This window comes from Massilia sp. LXY-6, assembly GCF_051233485.1.
Taxonomy (GTDB): domain Bacteria; phylum Pseudomonadota; class Gammaproteobacteria; order Burkholderiales; family Burkholderiaceae_D; genus Telluria.
In genome coordinates, this window is record NZ_JBKFGF010000048.1 from 46,058 (window position 1) to 63,204 (window position 17,147).

Annotated in this window: 10 protein-coding genes and 2 riboswitches; of the genes, 4 read left to right on the forward strand and 6 right to left on the reverse strand. The window is 67.2% G+C overall.

Annotated features, from left to right (window positions below; genetic code table 11):
- Positions 1-4: 4 nt before the first annotated feature.
- The 5 genes from ligA to ACI48D_RS20715 all read right to left on the reverse strand — a co-directional run bounded on the left by ligA (position 5) and on the right by ACI48D_RS20715 (position 10,501).
- Positions 5-2,359, reverse strand: coding sequence for an NAD-dependent DNA ligase LigA (ligA, locus tag ACI48D_RS20695; RefSeq protein WP_435573138.1), 2,355 nt, complete (start codon positions 2,357-2,359; stop codon positions 5-7).
- A 10-nt stretch (positions 2,360-2,369) separates the two neighbouring features.
- Positions 2,370-3,599, reverse strand: coding sequence for a cell division protein ZipA C-terminal FtsZ-binding domain-containing protein (locus ACI48D_RS20700; protein WP_435573139.1), 1,230 nt, complete (start codon positions 3,597-3,599; stop codon positions 2,370-2,372).
- On the reverse strand, positions 3,596-7,120 hold the full coding sequence (gene smc, locus ACI48D_RS20705) for a chromosome segregation protein SMC (protein WP_435573140.1): 3,525 nt from the start codon (positions 7,118-7,120) through the stop codon (positions 3,596-3,598). Before smc ends, ACI48D_RS20700 begins: the two co-directional genes overlap by 4 nt.
- 305 nt (positions 7,121-7,425) lie before the next feature.
- Positions 7,426-8,154, reverse strand: a complete 729-nt coding sequence (locus ACI48D_RS20710; protein WP_435573141.1) for a phosphatase PAP2 family protein — start codon at positions 8,152-8,154, stop codon at positions 7,426-7,428.
- A gap of 88 nt (positions 8,155-8,242) precedes the next feature.
- Entirely contained in the window at positions 8,243-10,501 is a 2,259-nt protein-coding gene (locus ACI48D_RS20715) for a DUF1631 family protein (protein ID WP_435573142.1), read from the reverse strand.
- 420 nt (positions 10,502-10,921) lie between these two features.
- On the opposite strand from ACI48D_RS20715, the gene ACI48D_RS20720 reads away from it, so the two are divergent.
- On the forward strand, positions 10,922-11,236 hold the full coding sequence (locus tag ACI48D_RS20720) for a hypothetical protein (protein WP_435573143.1): 315 nt from the start codon (positions 10,922-10,924) through the stop codon (positions 11,234-11,236).
- Between the two features lie 148 nt (positions 11,237-11,384).
- Here ACI48D_RS20720 and ACI48D_RS20725 read toward each other — a convergent pair whose 3' ends face one another.
- On the reverse strand, positions 11,385-11,945 hold the full coding sequence (locus tag ACI48D_RS20725; protein WP_435573144.1) for an ATP-dependent Clp protease proteolytic subunit: 561 nt from the start codon (positions 11,943-11,945) through the stop codon (positions 11,385-11,387).
- Positions 11,946-12,087: 142 nt separating this feature from the next.
- Positions 12,088-12,173, forward strand: a riboswitch (glycine riboswitch).
- Between the two features lie 30 nt (positions 12,174-12,203).
- A riboswitch (glycine riboswitch) is annotated at positions 12,204-12,298 on the forward strand.
- Between the two features lie 54 nt (positions 12,299-12,352).
- Between ACI48D_RS20725 and gcvT the strand changes: the two genes are divergently transcribed.
- The 3 genes from gcvT (at position 12,353) to gcvP (ending at position 16,988) form a co-directional block, all read left to right on the forward strand.
- Positions 12,353-13,489 (forward strand): glycine cleavage system aminomethyltransferase GcvT, encoded by a 1,137-nt coding sequence (gene gcvT, locus ACI48D_RS20730; protein ID WP_435573145.1) that lies wholly within the window; start codon positions 12,353-12,355, stop codon positions 13,487-13,489.
- 66 nt (positions 13,490-13,555) lie between these two features.
- The gene (gcvH, locus tag ACI48D_RS20735; protein ID WP_435573146.1) at positions 13,556-13,936 is read left to right on the forward strand and encodes a glycine cleavage system protein GcvH; all 381 of its coding nucleotides are present in this window, start codon (positions 13,556-13,558) and stop codon (positions 13,934-13,936) included.
- Positions 13,937-14,093: 157 nt separating this feature from the next.
- A complete protein-coding gene (gcvP, locus tag ACI48D_RS20740) occupies positions 14,094-16,988 on the forward strand; it encodes an aminomethyl-transferring glycine dehydrogenase (protein WP_435573147.1) in 2,895 nt (964 codons plus the stop codon).
- The last annotated feature ends 159 nt before the right edge of the window (positions 16,989-17,147 follow it).

Genomic DNA, 17,147 nt, shown 5'->3' on the forward strand with positions numbered 1-17,147 from the left:
CTTGTTATTTCGGCAGCAGCGCCAGCAGGCCCGCTTCGTCGAGCACGGTCACGCCCAGGCTTTCGGCCTTTTCCAGCTTGCTTCCGGCCTCGGCACCGGCCACCACATACGAGGTCTTCTTCGACACCGAGCCCGACACCTTGCCGCCGGCCGCTTCGATCAAAGCGCCGGCCTGGTCGCGCGACAGGGTCGGCAGCGTCCCCGTCAGCACGAAGGTCTTGCCGGCCAGCGGGCCTTCGTCGCCGGCCGCGGCATGTTCCGGCAGCAGCGCCAGCAGTTCGCGGCGCAGGCTTGCCATCGCCTGCACGGTGTCGCGCTTGCCCGGCGCCGCCATCCATTCTTCCAGCGCGGCGGCCACCGAGTCCGGCAGGCCGAATACGCTGAAGATCCGCAGGTGCTCCAGGTCGTCAAGCGACCGGCCATCCGCCAGCAGCTGGCGCGCGCGCGCTTCGGTCAGTTTCGGGATGTCGAGCGCGGCCAGCAGCTTGACCTCGTCGAGGCGTTCGCGCAGCTGGGCCTTCGGCGCATGCTCGCCCTGCGGCTCGATGCCGGCGGCCAGCAGTGCGTCCAGCGCCTGCTGGTTCTTTTCCTCGTCGAAGAAATCGGCGATCGCCTCGGCCACGGTGCCGCCGATGTCCGGCAGCACGCGCAGCAGCGCGGCCGGGGCGCGGCGCACCAGCGCCAGGCTGCCCAGCCAGTCGGCCAGGGTCTTGGCGGTCGACTCCCCCACGTGGCGGATGCCGAGCGCGAACAGCAGGCGCTCGAGCGGCGGATGCCGGCTGGCGGCGATCGCGGCCAGCAGGTTGTCGGCCCACTTGGTGGCCACCTTGCCCTGCTTGACCGTCTCCGGGGTCGTGCCGTCGCGCTCGTCGGCCAGGCGCTTCATCTTCAGCAGGTCGTCCAGCGTCAGGCGGTACAGGTCGGCCACGCCGTGGATCAAATTGCATTCGACCAGGCTGTCGATGTAGCGGTCGCCCAGGCCTTCGATGTCCATCATGCGCCGGCCGGCGAAGTGGCGGATCGCTTCCTTGCGCTGGGCCGCGCAGGTCAGGCCGCCGGAGCAGCGCGCCACGGCCTCGCCTTCTTCGCGCACCACGTGCGAGCCGCACACCGGGCAGGTCCGCGGCAGGGTGTAGGCCATCGGTTCCGGCTGCGGGCGGCGCTCCAGCAGCACGGCCAGCACTTCGGGGATGACGTCGCCGGCGCGGCGCACGATCACGGTGTCGCCGACGCGCACGTCCTTGCGCCGCACTTCGTCTTCGTTGTGCAGCGTGGCGTTGGTGACGGTGACGCCGCCGACCGACACCGGATTCAATCGCGCGACCGGCGTGATGGCGCCGGTACGGCCGACCTGCACGTCGATCGCCTGCACGGTCGTCAGCGCTTCCTCGGCCGGGAACTTGTGCGCCAGCGCGAAACGCGGCGCGCGCGACACGAAGCCGAGACGCGCCTGGTCGGCGATGCGGTCGACCTTATAGACCACGCCGTCGATCTCGTAGGGCAGCGACTTGCGCTTCTCGCCGATCGAACGGAAATACGCGAGGATGCCTTCGCAGCCGGTGACCACCGCGCGCTCCTTCGACACCGGCAGGCCGAGGCGTTCGAACCAGTCCAGCACCGCGGAGTGCGATTCGGGCAGTTCGGCACCGACCAGGACGCCGATACCGTAGGCGAAGAAGCGCAGCTTGCGCTGGGCCGTGATGCGGGCATCGAGCTGGCGCAGGCTGCCGGCGGCGGCGTTGCGCGGGTTGGCGAATTCCTTCTGGCCGGCGTCGCGCTGGCGCTGGTTCAGGCGTTCGAAATCCTGCTTGAACATCAGGACTTCGCCGCGCACTTCCAGCACCTCGGGAATGTCCTTGCCTTGCAGGCGCAGCGGGATCACCCTGATGGTGCGGATGTTCGCGGTGACGTCCTCGCCGGTGTAGCCGTCGCCGCGGGTGGCGGCCTGAACGAACACGCCGTTCTCGTAGCGCAGGCTGATCGCGAGGCCGTCGAATTTCAGCTCGGCGGCATACTCCACCTGCGCACGGCCCAGTCCTTCGCGCACGCGGCGGTCGAAGTTGTCGATATCGTCATCGCTAAACCCATTGTTCAGCGACAGCATCGGCATCGCGTGCGTCACCTGGCTGAATTCGGGAATCGGCGCGGCGCCCACGCGCGAGGTCGGCGTGTCGACCGACACCGCTTCCGGGTGCGCCGCCTCCAGCTCCTGCAGTTCGCGGAACAGGCGGTCGTACTCGGCGTCCGGGATGGTCGGCGCATCGAGCACGTGGTAGTTATAAATGTGGTGGTTCAGCTCCTTGACCAGCCACGCCATGCGCTCGACGAAGTTATCGGATGCGTCCTGCTGTTCGGCCATGGCCACTCCTTTAGCTGAACAGGCGCAGCGCGCGGGTCGAGCCGGCCGGGATGTCGGCGGCTTCCATCTCCTGGTAGAACTCGCGCACCTGGCCGGCGATCTCGCCGAGCGCCTGGTCCGACAGCGGCTGGTCGAAGTCGTCGACGATGGCGGCGTCCAGGCGCAGCTCCAGCGACTTGGCGCAGTCGATCATCTTGCCGAAGCCATCCTTCGCCGGGGCCACGCAAGGCACGTCGAGCAGCAGGGTCAGGCGCGAGGTGGTGTCGGCGCCGAGGTTGACGTTGGTCGACAGCGTGAACAACACGCCAGCTTCGCCATCCGGCATCGCGAAGCGGCCGTCCGGGCGCACGTCGAAGCCCGCATTCTCGAGCGCGCCGATCAGGGTCGACATCGCCCATGGCGCGCCCTTCGAGGCCAGGTTCACGCCCAGTTGGGCGTCATGGCCGGCGACGAAGCGGTGCAGGTTCTTCGCCTCGCTCATCACCTCGATCATGTCCGGCACTTCCGGCTCAGCGGCGATTTCGTCGGCCACTGCGCGCAGGCGCGTGACCATTTCGGAATATTCGAGTTCGTTCAGGGCCGTGGCGCGGGTGGCCAGCTGCACGCCGGCCTGGAGCCTGGTGTAGACGCCGCCGTGCACGATCGGCTCCCAGTCGCCGTTCACGGCCAGGCCGACGAAGTGCACCGGCTTGTTGCCGACACGGCGCAGCTTCTGCAACGCGGGCAGGATCTTCTCGCCGCGCAGGGCGCCTTCGATGTTCAGCGGGATCAGGCAATCGATCAGCGGATCGACCAGGTTCTCGGCCAGCTGGGCCGGCGGGGTACCCGGCGACACGCCGGGCAGGCTTGCGCCCGGCTGGCCGGCCAGCGGATCCAGCGCGGCCCCGGCACCGGCAGCCGCCGGGGGCACGCCCGCCGCAGGCGCGGCAGGCGGCGCGGATGCGGGCTCGCGCATCACCGGCTCGGCCACGGCATCGGCGCCGGCCAGCTCCGCGAACGGGGCATCGACGTTGGCGTCCAGCACCGGCTCCTGGCGGGCCACCGGACCGCGCTCGGCGGCGACGGCATCGACCGGCGCGGCGGGGGCGGCCCCGGTCTTCATCAGCACGTCGTCATGGTCCGAGGCGAAGGCGCGCTCGACGCTCTTCCTGGCCTTGTACTCCTGCCACTTGTTGTAACTAATGACGCCGACGACGAAGACGCCGCCGGCCGCGATCAGGCTCATTTGGAAATCAGTCATGCTGCTTGTGCCTCAGTAGCGAAATTCGCGGCGGACTCCATGTCCACCGCCACGATGCGCGATACGCCCTGCTCCTGCATCGTCACACCGATCAGTTGGTTGGCCATCTCCATCGCGATCTTGTTGTGCGAGATGAAGAGGAATTGGGTATGGTCCGACATCCGCTTCACCATGCGGCAGAAGCGCTCGGTATTCGCGTCGTCCAGGGGCGCGTCCACCTCGTCGAGCAGGCAGAACGGCGCGGGATTCAGGCGGAACATCGAGAACACCAGCGCGGTCGCGGTCAGCGCCTTCTCACCTCCCGAAAGAAGGTGGATCGTGGCGTTCTTCTTGCCCGGCGGCTGGGCCATGACCTGCACGCCGGCGTCCAAGATCTCCTCGCCGGTCATCACCAGCTTGGCGGTGCCGCCGCCGAACAGGATCGGGAACAGTTCCGAGAAGTTCTCGTTGACGCGGTCGAAGGTATCCTGCAGCAGGTCGCGCGATTCGCGGTCGATGCGCGAAATGGCGCCTTCCAGCGTGGCGATCGCTTCCTGCAGGTCGGCGTTCTGGGAATCCAGGAAGCGCTTGCGTTCGGTGGCCTGGGCCAGTTCCTCGACCGCCGCCAGGTTCACCGCGCCGAGCGCCGCGATCGCATTCGTCAGGCGCGTCACCTCGCCCTGCAGATATTGCGGCTTCATGTCGGGGACCAGCTTCTGCGAGAGTTCCGATTCATCGGCGCCAGTCGCGCTCAGGGCTTCGGCAAACTGCTCCTGGTTCAGGCGCGCGGCCTGCTCCTTCAGCTGCATCTCGGTGATGCGCTCGCGCTGCGGCTGCAGGCTGCGTTCGGCCGCCATACGCGCTTCTTCGGCCGCGCGCAGCTGCTGGGTGAGCTGGTCCAGTTCGTGGCGCGCATCGCTCAAGGCCTGCTCCTGCGCGGTGCGGCGCGCCAGCAGTTCCTGCAGCCCTTCGGCGGCGCTGCCCGATTCCAGCGCTTCCAGCTCCAGCTTGCCGGAGGCGATGCTTTCCAGCACCTGGGCCGCCTGCTGGTTCGCGGTGGCGATGGTGCGGCGCAGTTCCTCGATGCGGGTACGCTGGGTCTTCTCGGCGAACACCGCTTCCTGGGCCGCGCGTTCCAGCTCGCGCAGCTTTTCGCGTGCCTCGGCCAGGACGCGTTCCTTTTCCTGGAACTCGACCTGGCCGTCCTCGTGCGAACCCTGCAGTTCGGCCAGTTCCATGTCCAGCTCTTCGAACTGGGCCTCGGCTTCCATTTTCGCCTGGCGCTGCTCGGATTCCTGCGCCGCGATCTCGTCGAGGTCGGCCGAAATCTGGCCGCTCCTCTGATTGAAGCGGGCCTCGACCTCGGCCTGCTTGACCACCTCGATCTGCAGGGCGTGGGTTTCGCGCTGCAAGGTGGCCACCTTCTGGCGGCCTTCCTGCAGGCGGCGCTGCAGGTCGCTGACTCCGGCGTCGGCGCGGGTCGCGCGGGCGCGTGCCTCGTCCAGCAGCAGGGCTTGCGCACGCAGCTGTTTGCCGATGTTGTCGATCTCGTGCTGGCGCGCCAGCACGCCGTCCTGCTCGGCGTCGGCGGCGTAGAAGCGCACGCTGGAACGGCTGACGATGTGGCCGTGCGGCGTGACGAAGCAGGCGCCGGCCGGCAGGCGCTCGCGCTGGGCCAGGGCGGTGCCGGGATCGTCGGCCACATACACCTCGTGCAGCCAGTCGTCGAGCAGGCCGCGCAGGCCGGGGTCGTTCAGCTTGAGCAGGCTGGCGAAGGACTTCAGGCCGTGCGCCGCCGGCTGCGCAGGGGCGGCGCTCGACGGCGTGTACACGGCCATGCGCGCCGGTGGGGCGTCGCCGAAGAAGCCGCGCGCCCAGTCCAGGTTCGAGATCTCGAGCGCGCCGGTGCGCTCGCGCAGGACGGACTCCAGCGCGGTCTCCCAGCCGGTCTCGATGTCGAGCTTCTGCCACAGGCGCGGCAGCTTGTCGAGTTCATGCTTCTGCAGCCAGGGCTGGACCTTGCCCTGGGTCTGGACCCGTTCCTGCAGCTGGCGCAGCGCGGACAGGCGGGCCTCCAGCTTGGCGTTCGCCGCGCTCTCCTGCTGGACCTGGGCGTGCGCCTCGCGCCGCTCCTGCTCGCTGGATTCCTGGCGGCTGGCGGCTTCCTCCAGCATCAGGTTTTGCTCTTCGAGCTGGAGCTGCTTCTCCTCCAGTTGCATACGGAGATTGTCGAGGTGGCCGGCGTCCGGCAGGTTCAGGTTGCCCCGCTCCTGCTGCAGGCGCTCGCGGCGCGTGGCCAGGGTCGCCAGGATGTTTGAGGCGTTGCGCTGGTGCGCCGAGGACAGCTCGATGCGCTGCTGGACCTGCATGATGCGGGCCCGCGACTCCGTCGCCTTTTCCTGCGCCGCGCGCCAGGCCGCATCCAGTTCCGGCAGGCGCTCGTTCTGCGCTTCCACCGCGATCTGCGCCCCTTCGACGCGGGCCGCCAGTTCCTCGAGGCGAAATGAAGCTTCCTCGATCTGTTCCTGGGTCTCGTTGGCCTGGTTCAGCCACTGTTCGCGCTGCGCGGTGAGCGTGCCGATCTGGTTCTGCAGCCGGGTGCGCGACTCGACCACGAACTTGATTCTCGCCTCCAGGCTGCCGATCTCGGAGTTGGTCTGGTACAGCGCGCCCTGCGCCGCGTGCAGCCGGTCCCCGGTTTCGTAATGCGCCTGGCGCATGCGCTCCAGCTCCAGCTCCAGGTGGCGCATCTTCGCGTTCTGTTCTTCGAGGCCTGTTTGCGCCTGCTCCATCTCGAGGAACCAGCGCGACTGCTCGGCCCTGGCTTCGTTCTTGCGCAGCAGCCAGAGCAGCTTCTGCTTTTCTTCCTGGTCGGCCTGCAGTTGGTGGAAGCGGTTCGCCACCGCGGCCTGGGCTTCCAGCTTTTCCAGGTTGGCGTTCAGCTCGCGCAGGATGTCCTCGACGCGGACCAGGTTCTCGCGCGTGTCGGACAGCCGGTTCTCGGTTTCGCGGCGCCGTTCCTTGTATTTGGAGACTCCGGCCGCCTCTTCCAGGAACACGCGCAGCTCTTCGGGGCGCGATTCGATGATCCGCGAGATCATGCCCTGACCGATGATGGCGTAGGCGCGCGGGCCGAGGCCGGTGCCGAGGAAGATGTCCTGGATGTCGCGCCGGCGCACCGGCTGGCCGTTGATGTAGTAGGTCGAGGTGCCGTCGCGCGTCAGGGTCCGCTTGACGGCGATCTCGGCGTACTGGCCCCACTGCCCGGCCGCCTTGCCGGCGCTGTTGTCGAACACCAGCTCGACCGAAGCGCGCCCGGCCGGCTTGCGGTGGGTGGAGCCGTTGAAGATCACGTCCTGCATCGACTCGCCGCGCAGTTCGGACGCTTTCGATTCGCCCAGCACCCAGCGTACGGCATCGATGATGTTCGACTTGCCGCATCCGTTCGGGCCGACCACGCCGACCAGCTGCCCCGGCACCTGGAAATTGGTGGGATCGACAAAAGACTTAAATCCCGACAATTTGATGGAGGATAGACGCACGTTTGCTCAGGGTGGAGGGGGATCTGTAAAAAACCGCATCATACCACCTGTTCCTTGCTTTAAGGCCAAGAATTGGCGCTATTGCCGGGTGATGGCGTCCAGACAGGCCGCAGAACCGGCAAGCCGCCCGGAGCGGAACGGACACGCAAGGTATCCGGCAGCTTATCCGCAATGTAGATTGCTATGCCCTATCATTTTCAATGCTACTCCACACCCTCAATATTGCTTTTTGTGCGCAGCGCGTGGACCTGATTCCCGACGTGGCGGGCGGCGCCGGGACGCTTGCGGCGGCGGACCGATTCGGCTCAGGTACAGAGGACGCCGAAACGGACTTTCTCCGGCGCGCATGGCGGCACATACGGCCCCTGGGCCGGCTGCCAGCCTTCGCGCAGCCAGACCCGGTCGTGCCCGGACAGCTTGAGCGCGGCCGCGGTCAGCCACTGGTGGGAATTCATGGGGTCCGCACGCGGCAGCAGCATGGTCGCCGCCAGCAGCCCGAGCAGCAATGGCTGCGGCGACCAGTCGCGCGCCGCGCGGCAGCGTACGATGAACAGGCCGGCCGCGCTCAAGCCCAGCAGGCAGCCGGCGATGGCCTCGCTGGGCGTGTGGGCGTGGACCTTGACGCGGGCCACCGCCACCGCCGCCGCCAGGATCGCCCCCGCCAGCACGGCGGCGCGCTGCCAGCCCTGCTTGCGGCGCTCCGGCTGCCCTTCCGCCCGGCTTTCCTTGCGCCGTTCGACACGCCGCCGGCCCTGCCGGTCGAGCAGCAGGAACAACGCGACCGGGAACACCGCCGCAGCGCGCGTGGCGTGGCCGGAAAAGCCGGTGAACCCGAGCGAGCGGATGCCGATGCCCCAGCCCAGGAAGGCCGCCTGGCTGGCTGCGGCGACGGCCAGCGCCACGCCGAACAGCAGGCACCATGCCAGCGCCAGCCGCCAGCAGCGCGCGCCGACCAGCCAGGCGGCGATGGCGACGGCGAGCAGCGCGGTGACGTTCAGGCCGCCCAGGGCGGAAAGATGGGACCACCAGATCATGGATGAATTTAGTTGATGGGTCGGCTCGACTATAGCAGGAAGCGCGAACGAGCGAACACCGTCGCCCCGCGCAGGCGGGAACGGCGTGTCATGAGGCCGCCACCGTCAACGCCGCATCGTTGACCGCCCCCGCCCGCATCACCTCCGACAGCACCTGTCCCACCACGCCGTCGATGGCCAGCACGCGCGCGGTGCCGGCATGCAGCAGTTCGGCAAACTTTTCGGCGGACAGCGAGAACGCTTCGCGCCGCCCCGCGCCAGCGAAGATGAACAGGGTGCGCAGCGGGCTGACCCAGGCCAGCTTGAGCTTGCGCGCGCCTTCGCTCGTGCGGAATTCGAACCACATGCCGCGCTCCAGGCCATCGACCGGCGACATCATCTGCCGGCGCTCCGCTTCCTGTTCGGAAGCAAGCTGCTCCAGCTCGACCCGGCGCAGCGCATCCTGCTGGGCCGCTTCGACCGCCAGTTCCAGCTGGCGTTCCGGCGACAGCTCGATCGGCGCGCGCACGATCGAGGCGTGGCATTCGGCCAGGCGGGCAAAGAACTGCAGGCGCTCGGCGTCCTGCCACTTGATCGCGTCGAGCCATTTGTTCAGCGTGGACAGCAGGCGCGGCAGCTTGCCGATCAGGGCCTTGCGCTGCTCCCGGGTGGGCTTCGGCTTGACGCTCCAGATCAGCTCGTCCATCGCGCGGGTGGCGTTGCCGACCGCCCCCGGCTTGTCTTCCTCGATGCTGTAGGCGAAGGTCATGACCGTGGTCCAGCGCTGCTCGAGAAAGCCGCCGAGCACCTGTCCGACGTCGCCGGCCTGCACGCGCAGCAGCACGGCATCGCGCGCGGCGCGGGTCGCGACCTGCAGCTTTTCCTGTTTCAGGGCGCTGGCCACCGGACCGGCGATCGCCTGTTCCTGGGCGCCTTCCTCGGCCGCGATGCCTGCTTCGAGTTCGGCCACCGCTTCGGCAAAGGCGCCGAGGCGCGCTTCGCCGACCCCGCCGATCTTTTCCACGCTGCGTTGCATGGCCTGGAACAGCGGATCGTCGAGATCCTTGCGCTGCTCCCACCCCATGCGCGACAGCAGGTCGACCAGGCGCCGCGCCGGGTGTGCCTCCTCGAAGAAGAAGTTCTTGTCGAGCAGGGCCGCCTTCAGCACCGGCACCTGCAGCACGTGCAGCAGCTCGCGGGTCTGCGCCGGGATGCTATCGTCCAGCAGCACGGTTTCGAACACGCGCGACAGCAGGCCCAGCGTGCTTTCCTCGCCGCGCGACAGGCTGCCCTTGGGCAGGCTCCGGGCAAAGCGCGGCAGGTAGAACACCTCGTGCGGCAGTGCGCCGCCGGCGGCGGGAACGCCCCGGGCCTGGCTCTGGCCTGACGCCGGCGGCGATGGCTCGATGCGGGCCAGCAGTTCCAGCAGGGGCGCGGCCTGGCCAGGGCTCTGGTACGCGACTGCTTGCGACAGGCCGGCGACAGACGGGGTGCCAGGCGGTGCGAAGCCGGCCGCCGCGCTGGGCCGCCAGCCGCCAGCCCCTTGCGGCATCTCGGGCAGTTCGGGAATCAGCGGCACATCCATCGGCGCCGCATCGCCGCCGAACAGCTTGCGCAGTTGCTCGGCCAGCGCGGCCTTGCCGCTGGCGCGCGCCGCCCGCGCCGCCGCCGCGTCGTCGGTCTTCTGGATGCGCAAGGCCTCGACCGAGCCGGGCTGGCCATCCTTGCGGGTCAGCGCATCGACCAGGGCCTCGTACAAGGGGGCGAAGTCGAACACCAGCTCGGGCCGCAGCAAGCCTAGGATCAGTCCGTGCGACTCTTCCTCCGGCTCGAATTCGCGCCAGGCTTCTTCCAGGGCTTTCAGGAAGACTTCCGGACGGAAGGGGTTGGCGTCGGCGCGCAGCACGCCCTTGCCCAGCAGGAGGCCGACACGGACCGACAGGGCCGCCAGCTGTTCCGAATGGGCGATGTCGAAGGGCCTGGTGATGGCGCCGAAAGCGACCTTGCTGTCCATGACCTCGAGCGGCACCAGGCTGAGTGCCGCCGGCGCGGCCTTGCCGGCACTGCCTTGCGCTCGCAGGCAGTCGAGTTCCTGGCGCAGGGCCCGCTCGACACCGGTGGCGGCCAGGTGGAAGAAAGCGTAGCTGTTTTCCTTGAGCAGCTTGGCCGAGCGCACGCGGCGGTAGACTTCGCGCGCGCCCAGCCCCGGCTGGCCGACATCCGCCAGGGCGGCGCCGAAGCGGCCGATCATCGGCGTCAGCTGTTCCTTGAGCCGGGCTGCCCCGATACCGACGAGCGACTCCAGCGTCGCCTGCTGCGTCGACGCAGCCTGGCGCGCTGCCGGACTCTGGATACGGCTCGATGACATGGTGATGGAATGTGTATGGCTATGGCTTGCCCACTGCTATTGTGGCACATAATTTCCGCCAAGCAACCATTTTCTGCAAACTGCTGCCGGGACGGCGGCCCCGGTGTCCGATGGCGGCGGCCCAGACAGCCTGTTGCGCGGAAAACGCCCATGCTACAGTCGAGTTAGCTCAACAATAATAACAGTAGCTTAGGCAATATTTCATCAAACCAAGGGGAAAACATTTCGCGCTGCAGAACGAATATTAGGAGAATTATTTTTAAACGGTAGGTCTAACTCCTACAAGACCACACGCTGTGTTCTGATACCACATCTACTGACGGGCTTGCATTATTGCCTTACCGGAAACGCTACTGATTTCCAATGTTTCAGCAACGCTTCGGTAAGCAGGACATTTCCAATTTTTCGAAAGGAATGATCATGGCTAACAACAGCAAATCGGGCAACCAAGGCGGTTCCCACGAGCAGCACGTGAAGGCTGGCCAGCAGAGCCACAAGAACGACGGCAACAAGCAGTCGGGTTCGGGCTCCGGCTCGCGTTCGGGCGGTTCGGGCGGCACCCGCGGCGGCACCCCGGAGCAGCATGCGGAAGCAGGTCGTCAAAGCCACAAGAACGACGGCAACAAGCAGTCGGCTTCCGGCTCGGGTTCGCGTTCGGGCAGCACCCGCGGCGGCACCCCGGAGCAGCATGCCGCTGCCGGCCGCCAAAGCCACAAGAACGACGGCAAGCGCTAAATCCGCCTGAGGCCGAAGGCGACGCGGCAGCGCCAGCCGCAGCGCCGCCTTCGGCCTTCAAGGACGGCAACAGGGCCTGGAACGGGAGACCGTTCCAGGCCCTGTCATTTGCAGTCGGCTCAGCCGGGCGACGCGCGCCCGGCCCGGATCAGATATTCCGCAGGCGGGCACCCTTGGGCGGCGCGAAGTCGACGACGTCGTTGACCAAGCCGGCGTTCTTGGCGTCGCGCGCGTTCAGGTGCAGGTCGCCGTACTGGTGGATGCCCCACTGTTCCGGCGTCAGCTCGATATGCTTGCGCAGGATCGATTCGGTACGGGCATCGTCCGCGCGCAGACCCTCGACGATAATGTTGAGGGCGTCCGGACGCGAGCCCGGCGAGGCCGTTGCATGCGACTTGTGGATCATGAAGCGGGCCGTTTCGCTGGCGTAGCGCCGGGTGCCGGACAGGAACAGGATCACGGCGATCGATGCCACCGCGCCGCCGTTGTACATCACGAAATCGACCGGGGAATTGGCCAGGAAGTTGTACAGGCACAGGCCGTCGCTGACGTAGCCCCCATTCGACTGCACCAGGACGTGGGCGGTTTCGAGGCCGTCCTCGGCCATCTCGGCGACGGCTTCGAACACGCGATGCACCATGTCGCTGTTGACGTCACCGGACAGGGTGAACCATGCCTCTTTTTGCTGTTTTGCTTGATCTTCGCTCATAGTCGGTCTCTACTGTCACAAGGGTCATGGAGCAAGTGTAACAAAACACGGGTTTTTCCCCTTATGGACGCACTGCAATAGTGCGCAGCCTGCCGCGCCCTTCCCTCCGATTGACTTCCCGCCACGGCTCGCATATCCTTCGCAGTCTTGACCGGGAGAGCGCAGAACCAACTGCCGCCGAAGGGGCATCACCCAAAAACTCTCAGGCAACCGGACCGGTCGGGGGACGCACGCTCATGCTCGTAGATGCAGGCGCGGCGGATCAACTCTGGAGAGCGGCCCCCGGCGGGCCCACCGAAGGGGCAAGCGGCTTTGACCGCTATCTCTCAGGTATCGAGGACAGAGGGGTGCGAACTGCATGCGCAAGCGTGCTGTACCCCTATTTCACTGCCCGAGGATCTCACGCCATGACGCTCAAAGCGACCCCGCTCAATTCCGCACACCGCTCCCTTGGGGCCAAGATGGTCGACTTTGGCGGCTGGGACATGCCCGTCAACTACGGTTCCCAAATCGAGGAACACCACGCAGTCCGTACCGACGCCGGCATGTTCGACGTCTCCCACATGTGCGTGGTCGACCTGCACGGCGCCAACGCGCGTCCTTTCCTGCGCGGCCTGCTGGCGAATAACGTCGACAAGCTGCAGGCAGCGGGCAAGGCCCTGTATTCCTGCATGCTGAACCTTGACGGCGGCGTGATCGATGACCTGATCGTCTACTTCTTCCGCGAAGACTGGTTCCGCCTGGTCGTCAACGCCGGCACCGCCGAAAAGGACATCGCCTGGATCCGCCAGCAGAACGATGCCACCAAGAGCGGCCTGACCATCACCCCGCGCCGCGCCGACCTCGTATCCGGCTCGGACACTGAAGGCATCGCCCTGATCGCCGTGCAAGGCCCGAACGCGCGCGCCAAGGCCTGGCAGGTGCTCCCCAGCACCCAGGCCGCCTCGGAAGCCATGAAGCCCTTCAATGTCACGATCGTGAACGACACCCCGTTCGGCGAAGTGATGGTGGCGCGCACCGGCTACACCGGCGAAGACGGCTTCGAGATCGGCGTGCCCGCCGGCCAGGCCGAAGCGCTGTGGAACGCCCTCATCGCCGCCGGCGTGAAGCCGGCCGGCCTCGGTGCGCGCGACACCCTGCGCCTGGAAGCCGGCATGAACCTGTACGGCCAGGACATGGACGACAGCGTCTCGCCGCTGGACGCCGGCCTGGCCTGGACCGTCGACCTGGTGGCCGAGCGCGACTTCATCGGCAAGGCCGCGCTGCAGCAGAAGGGCCAGCAGCAGAATTTCGTCGGCCTGATCCTGCGCGAAAAAGGCGGCATCCTGCGCGCCCACCAGAAAGTGGTGGCCGCCTCCGGCCATGCCGGCGAAATCACCAGCGGCACCTTCAGCCCGAGCATGCAGCAGGCGATCGCGCTGGCGCGCGTGCCCGTCGATGTGCAGGTCGGCGACACCGTGCACGTCGAGATCCGCGACAAGAAACTGGCCGCCTCCGTGGTCAAGCTGCCGTTCGTGCGTAACGGCAAAGTGCTGGCGGCTTGAAGCGCCCCCGCAGACAAGAACAACGTATATTTACCGCCTCATCTCTCTATCCATTAGGAGCCATGCATGAACATCCCAGCCGACCTGAAATACACCGAGTCCCACGAGTGGGTCCGTCAAGAGACTGACGGCACCCTGACCGTCGGCATCACCGAATACGCACAGGACGCGCTGGGCGACATCGTGTTCGTCGAACTGCCGCAGGTCGGCAAGACCTTCACCGCCGGCGACGACGCCGCCGTGGTCGAGTCGGTCAAGGCCGCCAGCGACATCTACGCACCGGTCTCGGGCACCGTCACCGCCGTCAACCAGGCGACCGCCGACGCCCCGGACTCGATCAACGCCGACGCCTACGGCGCCTGGCTGTTCAAGCTGCAGCCGGCCGATCCGAGTGCGATCAACGGCCTGCTGGACGCTGCCGCTTACGGCAAGACCACCGAAGGTTAATAGCAGTACCCCGACGTAGCAGCACCTCGTCGTTCCCGCGAAGGCGGGAACCCAAGTTTGTTTGAATGTACCGCAGCGCACGCAGAACTTGGGTCCCCGCCTTCGCGGGGACGACGTTGATTCCTCCCGCCTCGATTCCTTTTTCTCGACTTCCGCCATGACCCGCACCAGCCTGACCCAACTCGAAGCACGCGATGGCTTCATCCCGCGCCACATCGGTCCGTCCGACGCCGAACAGGCAGCCATGCTGTCCGTCCTCGGCTACCAGAGCCGCGCCGCCCTGATCGATGCCGTCGTTCCCGCCAACATCCGCCTCAAGGACAAGCTGGACCTGGGCCAGTTCTTCGATCCGCTTCCCGAGCAGGCCGCACTGGCCAAGCTGAAGGGCATCGCCTCGCAGAACAAGGTCATGAAGTCGATGATCGGCCAGGGCTACTACGGCACCTTCACTCCGCCCGTCATCCTGCGCAACATCTTCGAAAACCCGGCCTGGTACACCGCCTACACCCCGTACCAGCCGGAGATCTCGCAAGGCCGCCTGGAGGCGATCCTGAACTTCCAGCAGGTGATCACCGACCTGACCGGCATGGGCATCGCCAACGCCTCGATGCTGGACGAAGGCACCGCCGCCGCCGAGGCGATGACGCTGATCCAGCGCGTCGGCAAGTCGGCCTCGAAGGTCTTCTACGTCGCCGACGATGTGCTGCCGCAGACCCGTGAAGTGGTCGAGACCCGCGCCAAGCCGATCGGCGTCGAGGTGCGCAGCATCGCCGCTGCCGACATCGAAAACCTCAGCGAGCCCTGCTTCGGCGTGCTGCTGCAGTACCCGGGCGTGAACGGCGACGTGCGCGACTACCGCAACGCCTGCGAGAAGCTGCATGCGGCAGGCAGCATGGTCGTGGTCGCGGCCGACCTGCTGGCCCTGACCGTGCTGACCCCGCCGGGCGAATGGGGCGCCGACGTCGTGGTCGGCAACAGCCAGCGCTTCGGCGTGCCGCTCGGTTTCGGCGGCCCGCACGCCGGTTACCTGGCCACCCGCGACGACTACAAGCGCAGCATGGCCGGCCGCCTGGCGGGCGTCACCGTCGACGCCCAGGGCAACAAGGCGTTCCGTCTGGCGCTGCAGACCCGCGAACAGCACATCCGCCGCGAAAAAGCGACCTCGAACATCTGCACCGCGCAGGTGCTGCTGGCCGTGATGGCCTCGATGTACGCGATCTACCACGGCCCCAAGGGTCTCGAGCAGATCGCCCGCCGCGTGCACCGCTACACCGGCATCCTGGCCGCCTCGCTGCGGCAGCTCGGCTTCCAGCTGGTCAACGAGACCTTCTTCGACACCCTAACCGTCGTCACCGACAACGCCGATGAGGTGCACCGCATCGCCGTCGAGAACGGCATCAACCTGCGCCGCGTCGATGCGCGCCACGTCGGCCTGTCGCTGGACGAGACCACCGGCCGCGACGAGATCGCCGTGCTGGCGAAGATCTTCGGCCAAGCAGCGGGCAAGGACGCGACCGTCGATTTCGACAGCCTCGACAACGACGCCCGGGACGCCTTCCCGGCGGCCCTGTCGCGCACCAGCGCCTACCTGACTCACCCGACCTTCCACCGCTACCACGCCGAGCACGAGATGCTGCGCTACCTGCGCGCGCTGGCGGACAAGGACCTGGCACTGGACCGCACCATGATCCCGCTGGGTTCGTGCACGATGAAGCTGAACTCGACCTCGGAAATGATTCCCGTCACCTGGCCCGAGTTCTCGAACATCCACCCGTTCGCGCCGGACGACCAGACCGTCGGCTACCGCGAGATGATCGGCCAGCTCGAGCAGATGCTGTGCGCCGTGACCGGCTACGCCGGCGTGTCGCTGCAGCCGAACGCCGGCTCGCAGGGCGAGTACGCGGGCCTGCTGATCATCAAGAAGTACCATGAGTCGCGCGGCGAAGGCCACCGCAACATCTGCCTGATCCCGTCCTCGGCGCACGGCACCAACCCGGCATCGGCCAGCATGGTCGGCATGCAGGTCGTGGTGACGGCCTGCGACGAGAACGGCAACGTCGACCTGGAAGACCTGAAGAAGAAGGCCGAGCAGCACAGCGCCAACCTGGCCTGCGTGATGGTCACCTATCCGTCGACCCACGGCGTGTTCGAGGAAGGCATCAAGGAACTGTGCGAGATCGTGCACGCACACGGCGGCCAGGTGTATGTGGACGGCGCCAACATGAACGCGCTGGTCGGCGTCGCCGGCCCCGGCATCTTCGGCGGCGACGTCAGCCACCTGAACCTGCACAAGACCTTCTGCATCCCGCACGGCGGCGGCGGCCCGGGCGTCGGTCCGGTGGCGGTGGGCGCGCACCTGGTGCCCTTCCTGCCGAACCAGGCCTCGACCGGCTACCAGCGTAACGAAGCCGGCATCGGCGCGGTCAGCGCGGCGCCGTACGGCTCGGCCTCGATCCTGCCGATCTCGTGGATGTACATCGCGATGATGGGCGCCGACGGCCTGACGGCGGCGACCGAGACTGCGATCCTGAACGCCAACTACATCGCGCGCCGCCTGGCTCCGCACTACCCGGTGCTGTACACCGGCCACGACGGACTGGTCGCGCACGAGTGCATCATCGACCTGCGTCCGCTGCAGGACAAGACCGGCATCAGCAACGAAGACGTGGCCAAGCGCCTGATGGACTTCGGCTTCCACGCCCCGACCATGAGCTTCCCGGTGCCGGGCACGCTGATGATCGAGCCGACCGAGTCCGAGTCGAAGGCCGAGCTGGACCGCTTCATCGAGGCGATGATCACCATCCACGCCGAGATCGTGAAGGTCGAGCGCGGCGAGTACGACCGCATGGACAACCCGCTGAAGGGCGCGCCGCACACCGCCGAGGTGGTCACCGCCGACGACTGGCAGCACAGCTACTCGCGTGAAGTGGCCGCCTTCCCGGTGCCGTCGCTGCGCAAGCGCAAGTACTGGCCGCCGGTCGGCCGCGCCGACAACGTGTATGGCGACCGCAACCTGTTCTGCGGTTGTGCGCCGATCGAAGACTACGAGTGATGTAGTCTAGCTCTTCCCTCTCCGGCTGCTCGCCAGCCGGAGATACGGATGCCCGGGGCTGCCGGGGCGCTTGTCCGGCGCCCCGGCAGCCCCATTTTCATTCCCGGAGTCCGAAAGCGCCTGCACCACCTCCTCGAGCCGAAACGCCGCCACCGCCCG

Excerpts from the sequence above, each read along its gene's own strand:
- ligA (WP_435573138.1), bottom strand. The coding sequence starts at position 2,359 with ATGGCCGAACAGCAGGACGCATCCGATAACTTCGTCGAGCGCATGGCG.
- ACI48D_RS20700 (WP_435573139.1), bottom strand. The coding sequence starts at position 3,599 with ATGACTGATTTCCAAATGAGCCTGATCGCGGCCGGCGGCGTCTTCGTC.
- ACI48D_RS20710 (WP_435573141.1), bottom strand. The coding sequence starts at position 8,154 with ATGATCTGGTGGTCCCATCTTTCCGCCCTGGGCGGCCTGAACGTCACC.
- ACI48D_RS20715 (WP_435573142.1), bottom strand. The coding sequence starts at position 10,501 with ATGTCATCGAGCCGTATCCAGAGTCCGGCAGCGCGCCAGGCTGCGTCG.
- ACI48D_RS20720 (WP_435573143.1), top strand. The coding sequence starts at position 10,922 with ATGGCTAACAACAGCAAATCGGGCAACCAAGGCGGTTCCCACGAGCAG.
- ACI48D_RS20725 (WP_435573144.1), bottom strand. The coding sequence starts at position 11,945 with ATGAGCGAAGATCAAGCAAAACAGCAAAAAGAGGCATGGTTCACCCTG.
- gcvT (WP_435573145.1), top strand. The coding sequence starts at position 12,353 with ATGACGCTCAAAGCGACCCCGCTCAATTCCGCACACCGCTCCCTTGGG.
- gcvH (WP_435573146.1), top strand. The coding sequence starts at position 13,556 with ATGAACATCCCAGCCGACCTGAAATACACCGAGTCCCACGAGTGGGTC.
- gcvP (WP_435573147.1), top strand. The coding sequence starts at position 14,094 with ATGACCCGCACCAGCCTGACCCAACTCGAAGCACGCGATGGCTTCATC.